Origin of the sequence: Hirschia litorea, from assembly GCF_042665075.1 — a bacterium.
Classification (GTDB): Bacteria; Pseudomonadota; Alphaproteobacteria; order Caulobacterales; family Hyphomonadaceae; genus Hirschia; species Hirschia litorea.
On the sequence record NZ_JBHTBR010000002.1, the window covers coordinates 608,387 to 621,057 of the forward strand.

Here is a 12,671-nt window from a genome sequence, read left to right on the forward strand (position 1 = left end):
TTCTGATTGTTGGTATTGAATGCCAGAGAAATCTGGCTCTCTAATTTTATTTCACCGAGAGCCAGACTTTCTTTTAATGTCTGCTTTCCAAGTCAAACAGAATGAACTCACTGTCCTGGCCATTTGAAAGAACAATGCCCCCGCCTTTATTTATTGCGAGTCCATCACCTGCTGTCAGTGTTTGACCATTAACTCTAAGAGATCCGCGTGCGACTTGGATCCACGCTTTATGTCCATCAAAAATATTATATTCGATATTCTGATTTCCCTGCAAAGTGGCAGCATATATATCGGCATCTGATTTAATACGCATAGAACCCTCTCGCCCATCTCTCGAAAGGAATAGTTTTAGCTTACCGTCTTTGTCTTCAGGAGTTAGGTCCAGTGTGTCATATAAAGGTGATTCATTTTCAACGTTCGGTAAGAGCCAGATTTGGAGGAGGCGCACATCTTCACTTTGGGACGGGTTAAACTCAGAGTGTGTAACGCCAGAACCTGCACTCATATATTGTATTCCACCGCTTTTAACGACAGAACCATTGCCCATACTATCTTTGTGCTCAAGTTGCCCCTTCAGCACGTATGAGAATATTTCTGCATTTTTGTGTGGATGCTGCGGGAACCCTTTTCCGCTTTGGATGAAATCGTCATTTATCACGCGTAGAGATTCAAATTGAATATGTTCAGGATCGAAATACTGTCCAAAACTGAATGAGTGAGCAGACTTTAACCAGCCCAAATCTACCATTCCGCGTTCATTGGATGGGCGCAGTGTAAATGCTTCTTTTGGTATCCTGTTTTGAGTTGAAATTGCCATAGGAAACTCCCGCTTTTACAGCTTTGATATTGTAACTTTTGCTTGAGATATTTTTTCGTCTGCACTTATACCTAGCGCGTCAGCTGTGATGATTTTAACATCGAAAATGCCCATAAACCCTAGGACATGGCGAATATAAGGTGTCGCAAAATCAATCTCGCTGCCTGAAATTGTTCCACCTGAAACGAGAACGACGATTGCCTGCTTATTTTCCAATAATCCTTCCGGCCCATTATTTGTGTATTTGAATGTGACGCCAGCACGTGCCACCAAATCAATCCAAGCTTTTAGAGAAGCTGGAACGCTAAAATTGTAAATTGGGAGCCCAAATACTATAACGTCAGCATCTTGTAGTTCCCTCACGAGGGTATCAGATAAGGCTAACGCATTCCTTTGATTTTGTGTGCGTGCCTCGACTGGCGTGAAATTGGCCCCAACCCATTCTTCATCGATCAAAGGTAAGCCGTTTGCTACATCCCGTCTTTGTATATGCACATTATTTTTGGATGCTAATCGGTCCAATACTGCGTCTACTAGGTTTCTGGAAACTGAACCCGTGTGACGCGCACTGGCATCTATACGAAGTATGTGTGTTGGATCGCTCATAAGAAATTCCTCTCAATATTTGATATTGAGAAGATGGACCGTTCCAGCAATAAAGATTAGATCCATTATTTGAATAACATTGTTCTGGAATCAGCAACAAATGAGTAAATATGAAGAGCTAGAAGCATTTGCAAGAACTGTAGAGGCAGGATCTTTTACTGCAGCTGCCAAGCAATTGGGCGTGGCAAAATCGGCTGTAAGCCGCCGCATACAGGATCTTGAAGCACGTCTTGATACCCAACTAATCGTTAGAACGACCCGCAAACTCACATTGACAGATCAAGGGCGAGCATTTTTCGAACGTGCCCGTGTTTTGCTTTGCGATTGGGAAGAAACCGAAGCAATTGTATCGCAAAATCAAAAATCCATATCTGGTATAATACGTATATCTGCACCTCTATCTTTTGGAGTATCACATCTAGGTCCCGCCCTAATAGAGTTCCAACAATTGCATCCCGCTATTCATTTGGATGTTGATTTTACAGACCGCCGCGTTGATCTAATATCAGAAGGCATTGATGTCGCTATCCGGATAGGACATTTACCCGATTCAGGACTGATTGCCCGAAAGATTGCAAACATTAGAACAATAGCAGTCGCCAGCCCTGACTATATATCTCATCATGGCATGCCCCAAACTCCCGACGATCTTAAAGGATTATTCGAACTTCGATACAGCCTTAGAAATACCCACCGATGGAGCTATGTTTCTCCCGATGGGGTCCCGGGTGAATTAGAAATTCCACCTAAATTGTCTGCATCCAATGGTGAGTTTCTAAGAGACGCAGCCATCGCAGGTATGGGTGTATTACTTGAGCCAAGTTTTTTGCTCTATGATGATATCCGTGCCGGTAAATTGGTGCAGATCTTGCCTGAGTATTCATGGGACGAATTGGGAGCATATGCTGTCTATCCCCCTATCCGTCATCTCTCGGCCCGTATTCGCGCAATAGTTGACCACATCGCGAAGCATTGCGGTGGTCAAAAGCCGTATTGGGATGATTTTTAGAAACCCCTACTCGGATTGACATCACGATAGGTCAACATGCTTATGATGATGCAACCATAATAATGAGGGAGAAAACAGCCATGTCTCAAACAAATGCTATGAACAATGTGGTGGGCGGTTTTAATATTCCTGACCCGATAGATCTGCCAACGATTAAAGATGCAGTGTCAGAGACAGAATGGGCGCTAAGATGCCAATTAGCGGCGACCTATCGATTATGCGCAATGTATGGCTGGACAGATCTTGTATTCACGCACATCTCAGTTCGATTGCCGGATGAGGAAAACGCCAACGGAGAATTAGAAGAGCGCTTTTTGATCAACCCTTATGGCGTCTTGTTCAATGAAATAACCGCTTCAAGTCTGGTTAAGATCGATCTCAACGGTAAAGTTTGTCAGGAAACACCCTATTTTGTGAACCCCGCAGGATTCACGATTCATAGCGCAGTCCACGCTGCGCGCGAAGATGCTGGCTGTGTTATACATCTACACACGCCTTATGGGGTGGCTGTTTCCGTCCAAAAAGCAGGACTACGACGCTATACTCAATTTGCAATGCAAGTTTATGATGATCTTGCCTACCATGATTATGAAGGTATTGCGCTAGAACTGGAAGAGCGTGATCGCATTGTACGCGACCTTGGGAAGAAGAGCCTTCTTATGCTCAAAAACCACGGCACGCTTACCGTAGGTGCAAATTGCGCGATCGCTTTTTTGCGAATGTATTTCCTTGAGAACGCCTGCAAGACCCAAATTTTGGCCCAAGCTGCTGGACAAGACGAGGCTCTCCATGAAGAGCCACTAGAAATGGCACACAAGGTAGGAGAACAAGGCGCTGCTGCATTTGTACCGGGTATGGGAGACAATTTAGTCTGGCCGGGTCTTATTCGAAATTTGAAGCGCACCAATCCAGGCTTTGATCAGTAAAAGTAAATTGACATTAGTCGTCGGCGTCTTGGATCACCATAAGCGTTGTTTCTTTTACTTCTTCCATGACAGGAAAGCTGATAGTTTGGTTCACATGAGGTAAGTCGGCTATCGCGTCTCCTAGCAATTCACGAAATGCTTTCATATTTGCACATCTAATTTTCAGCAGATAATCATATCCTCCAGACAGCATATGACAGGCTAAAATTTCAGGAACGCGCTGTACGGCTTTGTTAAAGCTTTCCAGCGCTTTTCTACCAGTATTGTCCAATTTAATTTGCACATAAACTAGATAGCCTTGGTCAATTTTGTGTGGATCTAATACTGCGCGATATCCAGTAATATAGCCCAGCCGCTCCAACCGCCTGAGGCGTTGCAAGCAAGGACTTTTTGTTAGATTTACAGCCTCCGCTAAATCAACAATGGGAATACGACCTTTCGCCTGTATTACCCGTAAAATATCACGATCTTTTTGATCTAGTGCTTCAAGCTTACCCATGAGAACACGCCCAATATTCCAAATATATCTATATAATAAGTCTAAATTACCTCAAAACCTCTAATAATCAGACTCTTTTCCTCACAAAATGTGAGAAAATAAAAGACTAACCCTTCGTGTCTTTTATGATGAGATCTGACATGCCATTTGATATGCCCACCAATAGCCAAGCAACGTCTTCTGAACATTTACTTGCCAAGCTCTCTGAGGCCTACGTCGCACCCGAACAAGACGTGGTGCAAGCACTTCAAAATGCATTGGATTTATCTGACGCAGAAAAAATATCAATCAAAGAACGCACTATATCACTAGTCTCCAAATGCCGAAAAGAATCAGGCCAAGGAGCATTGTTTGATCAATTCCTACAAGAATATGGTCTTTCGACTTCAGAGGGTGTGACGCTAATGCGTTTGGTTGAAGCTCTCATACGTACACCTGACTCTGAAACAGCTATTGCGCTTGTCAGAGACAAACTATTAGCCGGTGATTGGAAAAAACACGTCAACAAATCCCCCTCTTTGACGGTCAATGGTGCCAGCTTTGGGTTGACGCTGTCTTCAACTTGGATCCGTTTGACTGGTGGTACGCTAGCCAACAATTTACTTGCACGACTTGGCGACAAAGTTCTTTTATCAGCGGTCAAGCGCGCCATGGGAATAATGAGTAGTCATTTTGTATTGGGGCGCTCTATCGAGCACGCAATTGATAATTCTATCGCGTACGAAAATCGAGGCTCCACATTTTCATATGACATGCTTGGTGAGGCAGCACATACGCAAAAAGATGCCGACCGCTATCTAAAAGCTTATCTTACTGCGGCAAATGCTATCGCTCGAAAATCCCGCGACTACCCATCAATTAAAGATGCGCCGGGCATATCTGTAAAACTTTCCGCACTTCATCCAAGGTATGAATTTTCGAAACGCAATCTATGTGTTCCAGCCTTACACGCTAGCCTCGCCCAAATAGCGCGTATAGCTAAAGCAGGAAATTTCGGACTCACAATAGATGCCGAAGAAGCAGACAGATTAGAGGTCTCCCTTGAAATTGTAGAAGCTATTCTAAAAGATCCAGAGTTTGAAAATTGGGATGGCCTCACAATTGTTGTGCAAGCATACCAGAAGCGCGCGCCCTGCACGATTGCTTGGCTGGCGCACACCGCACGTTCATACAATCGGAAGATTGCCGTTCGCCTCGTTAAAGGTGCTTACTGGGATATGGAGATCAAGCGGGCACAAACTCTTGGACTCGAAGGGTATCCAGTTTACACGCGCAAAGAAAATACAGACCTTGCATACCTTGTTTGCGCACAGGCTCTCTTTGTAGAAAGCGATGTTATTTTTCCTCAGTTTGCGACCCATAATGCGCAAACCGCTGCTGCTGTTATGGAACTTGCCGGCGACAATAGAAACTATGAGTTTCAAAGACTGCATGGCATGGGGCCTCAGCTTCACGAAAATCTTATTAAAGTTAGCGGTGTGAAAAGCCGCATCTACGCTCCAGTCGGTGAATACAAAGATTTATTGCCGTATCTCGTCAGGCGATTACTGGAAAATGGTGCAAACAGCTCCTTTGTAAATAAGCTGCTTGATCCAGAAGTTCCGATTGAAAGTCTGGCAGTAGATCCAAGTGACCAAGTTCGCAGCAATAAAAGCTCCACCCACCCTAAAATCCCTCATCCACGTGATATATTGGATGGCAACAGGCGCATCGCAAGAGGATGGGACCATACGCAGCGTGCAACCTCAAATATGCTGGAAACCGCGTCGGAATTTGATGCGCCCCTTACTGTCGCTTCGTTTATAGATGGCAGAGATGTCACCGGAAAACCATTAAGAATCGTATCTCCCTTTGACACCAGCAAACCTATTGCAACTGCTCATTTAGCAACCGAAGAATGTATAGCGTATGCGTTGGACGCTTGCGCTCAATCCAAATGGAAACATGCAACGCCCGAACAAAAAAATGTGGTTTTCAATCGTGCGGCTGATTTATTGGAGGCTGAGGCTCATTCTTTCTTCAGCCTTTGTGTACATGAGGCTGGAAAAACGCTACCTGATGCCATCGCAGAAGTAAGAGAAGCAGTGGACTTCTTACGCTATTATGGTCACCAGATTACGACGCCCGACATGCAAGACCGAGAACCGCTTGGTAACGTGGCTTGTATTTCGCCATGGAATTTCCCATTAGCCATCTTTCTGGGACAAGTAGTTGCATCACTAGCGGCAGGAAACAATGTTTTAGCAAAACCTGCTGAACAAACTCCAGTAATAGCTTATAAAGCTGTCCAGCTACTATACCGGGCAGGTATTCCCCATAACGCATTGCATCTTATTCTCGGCGAAGGCGCTACTATTGGTTCGGCACTCGTTGCATCTTCTGAGGTTGACGGCATTTGTTTTACGGGATCTACAAACACGGCGAAAAGAATTGCTTCAACACTTGCCAGCACGAAACGACCCCTTACGCCTTTTATTGCTGAAACTGGCGGTATGAATGCTATGATCGTTGATTCAACAGCCTTAATTGAGCAAGCAGTAACGGATGTATTGGCATCTTCATTTCAAAGCGCTGGACAAAGATGTTCAGCATGTAGAATTGTATGCGTTCAAGATAGTATCGCAGATGAATTCATATCCATGCTAGCTGGGGCAATGCATGAATTAAAAGTTGGAAATCCTGCACTTTTAACAACCGATGTTGGACCAGTTATCGATCATCCTGCAGAAGACATGCTTAAAAAGTATATCGCTGAAGGTCGCTCAAAATGGAAAGTTATTGGAGAGGCTCTGACCGATCCTAACCCCCTCTGCTTAAACCAAGGCCATTTCGTAACACCTATAGCTTTTGAAATTCATTCGATATCTGAACTGAATGAAGAAAAATTTGGTCCAGTACTCCATGTTATCAGGTTCAAATCCTCTGAATTAGATCAAACCATACGCGCTATTAACGCCCTTGGATATGGTTTAACTATGGGGCAACACTCTCGGATAGATTCTCGCGTTACTCGCACCGCAAAAATTTCCAATGTTGGAAATACCTACATTAATAGAAACCAAATAGGAGCAGTTGTTGGAGTGCAGCCATTCGGCGGTGAAGGTCTTTCGGGTACAGGTCCTAAAGCAGGTGGTCCGCTATATTTGAGGCGATTATCAACCAGAAAAAATTCTAAACGGGCGTTGGTTTCGAACATAAAAACACAAGCTTTAAACCTCTCCCATAGCAGCCCAATGTTAGAAAGATTGCAAAAGGCCACCACCCTCGCAGCTGAACATGAACACACTTGGACAATAACCAAAGCACAGCGAGTGCTGAATGATTGCAGGAAAGAATATCCAGAGGTTTTAGAAGAGATTTTTAGCCAAATTGATAGTTTACCTCTCACTAAACCGCTACAGCTTCCAAGCCCAACTGGAGAAACAAATACACTAACATTTCATGCCCGAGGCACTTTAGTTTGCTATTCAGAGAATGTGCAAGAATTGAAAATGCAGGTTTTTAAAGCTCTATATGCAGGTAATTCCGTTATAGCCTTGGCATCAAACAGAGCAAAAGAAACAATAGCATCGCTTAGAGTCCAACTTGTTAAGTCAGGATTACCTGAAGCGTTTTTTCAAATATTTGAAGAAGAGTTACTTCAACCTGCATTGGCATTAAATATCGCTGGCGCAGTCATTGATGGACAAATGAGAGACGCCGCCGCATCACATCTATGTACTAAGCAAGGCCCAATTCTTCCCTGCTTATCCAGTCAAGACGAAATCCACCGTTTTGTTATAGAACGTACCGTTACCATCAACACCACAGCCGCCGGCGGTAATGCATCATTGTTGGCAATGTAATTTGAAGTAATGGGCTTACGGGGCACAATTTCCCGTAAGCCCATTAAAATCAATTACATAGAGAGTCTAAACCCAACCCGTATGTTACGTCCTGGAGCTGGAATAACATCCTTCAAGACGGATGTAGAATAGCGAATTTCTTCGTCTCCAACATTATTTACCTTAAGGAATATTTCAGCTTTTTTAGAATCAGAATTGAACACTGGAAGGTCATAACTGCTACTCAAATTAACCAGCGTATAACCCTCTGTAGGCAACTGAGCAGCTCCCTGATTATTTTGTTCGGCCGCAATGGTAAGCTCTGCACCTAACTTGAGCCCTCCCCAACGCGCATGACTTCCGGCATTGAAAGTTAAAGGGGGGAGATATGGGACATTCCCTCCTTCATCTAATTGGCCGTCTACGTAATCTACATTAGCGTTCAATGACCAATTTGCGCCCAATATTCCATCTTCTACTTCAAGACTGGTATAGATTTCTCCTCCGGAAAATGTCGCATCTTCTTGCATAAATCCGTTTACGGCGAGTTCATCTACTTCACTAACTGTTTCTCCCTCTACCACGATAGTCGATGGTGAGAGGAAAATAAAATCTGTGAAGTCTGTATGAAAAGCACTTACCCCAATTTCAAAGATGTCGTTTTGCCAACGCACCGTACCTTCAAAATTTAAACCAGTTTCTTTTTCTAGTGATGCATCCCCTACTTCATATTGGCTTGTTGCAAGGTGTGGTCCTCTAGCAAACAGTTCGCTCTCGTTTGGTGCGCGTTGGGTATAGGACAATTGTGTTCCTATGAACCAGCCACTTTCCCAATGTTGATGCAATCCTAGAGAACCGCTAGCTAAATCAAACTTAGCGGAACCCATAATGTCGTTGTCGTACTCAATGTCGTCTACACGAAGCCCACCTTCTAGACCGAAACCGTTTTCCCAGTCTTTTGTTTCGTAGAGAAAAACACCAATGGCGTTCTGGCGAGTGGGGGTAATGAAGGCTTCCTCACCTTTTGAAGCGAGTTCTTTGTCTATTACCTGTAAGCCCCAAGCTCCGTTGATGCCTTTCCACTCATGCCCAAGTTCAACGCGACTTTCAAAACCCTCGCTAGAGAATGACGTGCCAGCTATTCCTGGGGCTTCAAACTCCACATGTTCGTAATCAGCATATGAGGCAGTTGCTATTAGTTCCGTTAGGAAGTTCGACTCAAATTTTATACCGCCTCGAAAATCATACCGAGTTTGCTCCATGTCGATGAAAGGCATTTCTTCTTCATGTAGCTCATCTTCATGTAGCTCATCGTCATGATCTTCCTCTTCATGATCGTGATCTTCTTCACCATGTTCTTCATGGGAATGCCCAGGGATCCCATATTTAGAGTCTTGGTGACGGATACCCACGCCCCAAAAAGTATTGCTGCCAATCCAGCTCACACCAGCTGAAAGTTGTGAAGTATCTAAAAATGAGTTTTCAACCGTCCCTATCGCTTCTGAATGGAGGTCGTGCTCGTCTTCATGATCGTGTTCTTCGTCATGATCATCTTCATCTTCTTCGTGATGCTCTTGTTCTTCTAAACGACGAAAGGCATCGGACTCGGCAAACGTAGGTATGTCATAATCTTCAAACTCACGCGTCGTTGCGATACCAGTGAAAACAAAATTACCTGCAGTAAACTGAGTTCGTGCGCTAAGTTCTTCTCCATCATTTTGACTGTTGTAAGCACCATACAGATCTAGTGTTGCTGGGTCTGATGGAATCGTCTCAACGATGAGACCATCAATTACATTCACGATTCCGCCGATAGCTTGCCCTCCATAGGCCAGCGCTGCTGGTCCACGAAGAATTTCTATGCGTTGGGCATCTAGTCCATCTGCCATAACTTGATGGTCTGGTGATGTAGCTGAAACGTCAATTGTACCAATCCCATTCGTTAGGACAAGTACGCGCTCAGCGCCTAAGCCACGCAAAACAGGGCGACTAGCTCCAGCGCCAAAGAAAGTAGACGATACTCCCGGTTGCCGATCCAAAGTATCTCCCAAAGTTCCCGACAAATGATCAATAATCGATTCTCGGTCCATCGAGGTTGCATTGCCGACAAGCTCGTCAGCCGTTCGCACGGGACCTGGTGAAGAGACAATGATTGTGTCTTGTCGATCTTGAGCATTAGCTAGAGGGCTAATACCCACCACAAGGGCCACAGCCCCTAGGTATGTTGGTTTTATCTTTTTCATATCAATGTACTTTTTATTCAGTCTTAGTTTACTGCATAGCAGCGCTCTCCTAATTTAACTGAATATTGGTGGGCCTCGTGGTGGAGGTGGCCAACCAGGTAAACAAGACCAAGCCGCAAAGTGAGTTAAGGAACTCTTATGTCGAATATCTTCCAATGAGTTCACAAACTCATACACTGAAAGACCATTTAAATCCGCAACAACTATTGGTGTACTAGATACTGGACAATCTACGCCCTCGTGATGGTGCGCTTCGTCCCCATAAGCCGCAGTATGAGTAATCGCATATGTTTGTGTACACACAAACATTGCGGCTATAATCAACCAATAACGATAGGCAAAAGAAGATGACATTAAAATTTTCTGAGCAAACTTGGTGTTACTATGTAACAATGGATGTTTCTTATTGAATTAAATTACAATCTTCAACTTTTATTTCCTCAACGAAGCTTAATAGCTGTTAGTTCAATGTGTTGCGATGATGAAAAATAAGTATACATTCTTCTAAGAAATAATCTGGATAGCACCCTATGACGTCAATTCTTTTTTATGGAAAAATATCTGATAGATTTGGAGATACTCTAGATGTGAATCTTCCTCAAAACTCTCTAAGCGTTGGAGAGTTAAGGAATTTTCTTTCCGCAAATTATCAATTCAATGAAATTTTAGATTTGACTGTTCGGGTAACTAAAAACGATGAATTCGTCTTAGAAACCGAAATGCTTCAATCCTCAGATGTTGTCTCATTTTTAAGCCCTTTTTCAGGAGGGTAGAGAAATTGTTAGTTTCAGTAGATCTTGTGGATTGTAGAATTGATCCATCTTGCGAGGTTAAAAACTTCAACGAAGTAGATCTCGACAGCGGTGCCATTGTAACTTTCACCGGAAATACTCGAAGCCAGACTAAAGTAGGAGAGTCTATTGATTACCTTGTTTTAGAAAGGCACCCCACCCTAACACTACAATCAATGCAGGATATATCGACTACAGCTTCCAACCGCTTCAACGTTAGTGGAATTCGTGTCATTCATCGATATGGAAGAATCAAGCCACATGAAACTATTGTGTTTGTCGCAGTGGCATCTGCTCATCGACGCGAGGCATTTGAAGCAGCAGACTACCTAATGGATAGATTAAAAACGGATGCTGTATTTTGGAAACGAGAAGAAGGCTCGTTTGGTAGTCGATGGATAGATACGACAGAACGGGATGTACTAGATAGAGAGCGTTGGTAAAAGGATAAATCTGTGACCTTAAGAGCGGTCAAAATTCGATAACATAACTAACAATTCGCTTTGTGAGTTCGTTTGCGTTTTTTCAAAAATATGCCTTAAATGCCAACGAACAGTCTGGTAACTCAAACCCAATCGCAAAGCGACTTTCTTGAGATCAAAGGTTTCAGACAGGCAATTGAGAACTATCGCTTCTTTCTCAGTAAGCCCAAAAGTATAAGAAAACAACTTGATATTATCTAAAAGCCCCATTTGAATTTTACTAATCTGGATCACAGCTAGGTCTTCATTGCCTAAAGAATAAGGGGTCGAAAAACCCTCTGGAACTCGACCAGACTTAACCATGTAACGTTGCTCGCCCTGCCCTAACTGAATGAAACGCCCACCTATTCCCATTCCGATTGCATCATCCACTAATTTTTGAATTTTGGACTGCAACATTATCGTTTTAGCCATCAGTTTATTGGCTTGACATTGGAGAAACCCTAAATTGGCAAACATTTGGTACCATTGATCTCCAATGGGTATAAATTTCATATCTCTCCCAACCAAAAGCACCAATTGTTCTGTTGGTGAGCTCTTTAAAGCCTCTCCCAGTAAAGTCGCATGCGTTACTGCTGCAACAGACTGAGCATTATTTATATGTGGAAGGAGGCCTTGCAACAAAGAAGAATTTTGTTGATTAAAAAACTCTGATTTTTTGTCCCTATGGATAGCGATACCAAATTGTCCGAAAATAGGGTTTTCGTCGAATACGCCATACATGCAGTCAGTAACGTCTGCTTTATGAACCATGTAATCATAATATTCTGTCGAAGAGAATCTTTCATTGGGCAAGATGTCCTGAGCTAACGAAACGCTCCCATAACGCTGATGCTCAATATACGGAATACGAGGGTCCTGATGAAAATACCTATCGTTATATAAATCCAAAATTTGTTTGTCATGCCCATGAGAAAACAAGCACAATCCCTCATCTTTATTTTGAATTGTCACAAGAAAAGCTTTCTGCCCTCCTGTAAATTCAGCAATCCGATGCAACATCTGAGGCATAAATTCTCGATGTAAAAAAGCTGAATAGATAGAAGCAATTGTATCTGCAATTGGACCGTATGACTGCATTACTTCCTCAACTTACCACCATCAAATTTAAACTAAAGATAACCAACCCTATCTACCCCTAGTGTTTATGCAAGACCTTTTGATCCGGTTTGACTGAACTAGCCATCATTTTACCATTTGAATTTTAGTAGGTTTTACCAATTAAATCGACGTCTGCGCAAAAAATATGTTACCATACCCCTCCAAATGGGTGGGGAGTATTGAACTAAACTATGTGAAAAACACACGTTACCTCTGGGTTGGGGGGGACGTGGACGCCTATCTTGGTACCAATAAGTTCCGGAGCTGAAATTAAATTAGTTCCGGAACCTTACATTGACAACTCGCTCAAAGATTTACAGATAATGGGTAACTTCTTCAAATATCTCTTTTCTCGAGATATTTGCATATTACG

The 12,671-nt window shown here is 43.2% G+C and carries 11 protein-coding genes; 5 read left to right on the top strand and 6 right to left on the bottom strand.

The annotated features are described in order from the left end of the window. Positions 1-73 precede the first annotated feature (73 nt). Both ACFQS8_RS02945 and ACFQS8_RS02950 read right to left on the bottom strand, forming a co-directional pair. On the bottom strand, positions 74-817 hold the full coding sequence (locus tag ACFQS8_RS02945) for a pirin family protein (protein ID WP_382165551.1): 744 nt from the start codon (positions 815-817) through the stop codon (positions 74-76). A 15-nt stretch (positions 818-832) separates the two neighbouring features. Further along, a complete protein-coding gene (locus tag ACFQS8_RS02950) occupies positions 833-1,423 on the bottom strand; it encodes an FMN-dependent NADH-azoreductase (protein ID WP_382165553.1) in 591 nt (196 codons plus the stop codon). A gap of 100 nt (positions 1,424-1,523) precedes the next feature. On the opposite strand from ACFQS8_RS02950, the gene ACFQS8_RS02955 reads away from it, so the two are divergent. Both ACFQS8_RS02955 and ACFQS8_RS02960 read left to right on the top strand, forming a co-directional pair. Then, positions 1,524-2,432, top strand: a complete 909-nt coding sequence (locus ACFQS8_RS02955; protein ID WP_382165554.1) for a LysR family transcriptional regulator — start codon at positions 1,524-1,526, stop codon at positions 2,430-2,432. An 80-nt stretch (positions 2,433-2,512) separates the two neighbouring features. Beyond that, complete coding sequence (locus ACFQS8_RS02960) at positions 2,513-3,358, top strand: class II aldolase/adducin family protein (RefSeq protein WP_382165556.1); 846 nt, start codon at positions 2,513-2,515, stop codon at positions 3,356-3,358. A 13-nt stretch (positions 3,359-3,371) separates the two neighbouring features. On the opposite strand, the gene ACFQS8_RS02965 is transcribed toward ACFQS8_RS02960, so the two are convergent. Further along, complete coding sequence (locus ACFQS8_RS02965) at positions 3,372-3,857, bottom strand: Lrp/AsnC ligand binding domain-containing protein (protein ID WP_382165558.1); 486 nt, start codon at positions 3,855-3,857, stop codon at positions 3,372-3,374. A gap of 140 nt (positions 3,858-3,997) precedes the next feature. Here ACFQS8_RS02965 and putA point away from each other — a divergent pair, with 140 nt between their 5' ends. After that, entirely contained in the window at positions 3,998-7,702 is a 3,705-nt protein-coding gene (gene putA, locus ACFQS8_RS02970; protein WP_382165560.1) for a bifunctional proline dehydrogenase/L-glutamate gamma-semialdehyde dehydrogenase PutA, read from the top strand. A gap of 53 nt (positions 7,703-7,755) precedes the next feature. On the opposite strand, the gene ACFQS8_RS02975 is transcribed toward putA, so the two are convergent. Beyond that, positions 7,756-9,924, bottom strand: coding sequence for a TonB-dependent receptor domain-containing protein (locus tag ACFQS8_RS02975; protein WP_382165562.1), 2,169 nt, complete (start codon positions 9,922-9,924; stop codon positions 7,756-7,758). A 54-nt stretch (positions 9,925-9,978) separates the two neighbouring features. Beyond that, on the bottom strand, positions 9,979-10,278 hold the full coding sequence (locus tag ACFQS8_RS02980) for a hypothetical protein (protein ID WP_382165563.1): 300 nt from the start codon (positions 10,276-10,278) through the stop codon (positions 9,979-9,981). A gap of 176 nt (positions 10,279-10,454) precedes the next feature. On the opposite strand from ACFQS8_RS02980, the gene ACFQS8_RS02985 reads away from it, so the two are divergent. Both ACFQS8_RS02985 and ACFQS8_RS02990 read left to right on the top strand, forming a co-directional pair. Beyond that, positions 10,455-10,697 (top strand): MoaD/ThiS family protein, encoded by a 243-nt coding sequence (locus ACFQS8_RS02985; RefSeq protein WP_382165565.1) that lies wholly within the window; start codon positions 10,455-10,457, stop codon positions 10,695-10,697. 26 nt (positions 10,698-10,723) lie between these two features. Further along, complete coding sequence (locus tag ACFQS8_RS02990) at positions 10,724-11,158, top strand: molybdenum cofactor biosynthesis protein MoaE (protein WP_382166576.1); 435 nt, start codon at positions 10,724-10,726, stop codon at positions 11,156-11,158. Positions 11,159-11,176: 18 nt separating this feature from the next. On the opposite strand, the gene ACFQS8_RS02995 is transcribed toward ACFQS8_RS02990, so the two are convergent. Continuing rightward, entirely contained in the window at positions 11,177-12,277 is a 1,101-nt protein-coding gene (locus ACFQS8_RS02995; RefSeq protein WP_382165567.1) for a helix-turn-helix transcriptional regulator, read from the bottom strand. Positions 12,278-12,671: the final 394 nt, after the last annotated feature.

Bases quoted from the DNA above. Each gene is read 5' to 3' on its own strand.
- ACFQS8_RS02975 (WP_382165562.1), bottom strand. From the start codon at position 9,924: ATGAAAAAGATAAAACCAACATACCTAGGGGCTGTGGCCCTTGTGGTG.
- ACFQS8_RS02945 (WP_382165551.1), bottom strand. From the start codon at position 817: ATGGCAATTTCAACTCAAAACAGGATACCAAAAGAAGCATTTACACTG.
- ACFQS8_RS02960 (WP_382165556.1), top strand. From the start codon at position 2,513: ATGTCTCAAACAAATGCTATGAACAATGTGGTGGGCGGTTTTAATATT.
- ACFQS8_RS02950 (WP_382165553.1), bottom strand. From the start codon at position 1,423: ATGAGCGATCCAACACACATACTTCGTATAGATGCCAGTGCGCGTCAC.
- putA (WP_382165560.1), top strand. From the start codon at position 3,998: ATGCCATTTGATATGCCCACCAATAGCCAAGCAACGTCTTCTGAACAT.
- ACFQS8_RS02965 (WP_382165558.1), bottom strand. From the start codon at position 3,857: ATGGGTAAGCTTGAAGCACTAGATCAAAAAGATCGTGATATTTTACGG.
- ACFQS8_RS02980 (WP_382165563.1), bottom strand. From the start codon at position 10,278: ATGTCATCTTCTTTTGCCTATCGTTATTGGTTGATTATAGCCGCAATG.
- ACFQS8_RS02985 (WP_382165565.1), top strand. From the start codon at position 10,455: ATGACGTCAATTCTTTTTTATGGAAAAATATCTGATAGATTTGGAGAT.
- ACFQS8_RS02995 (WP_382165567.1), bottom strand. From the start codon at position 12,277: ATGCAGTCATACGGTCCAATTGCAGATACAATTGCTTCTATCTATTCA.
- ACFQS8_RS02955 (WP_382165554.1), top strand. From the start codon at position 1,524: ATGAGTAAATATGAAGAGCTAGAAGCATTTGCAAGAACTGTAGAGGCA.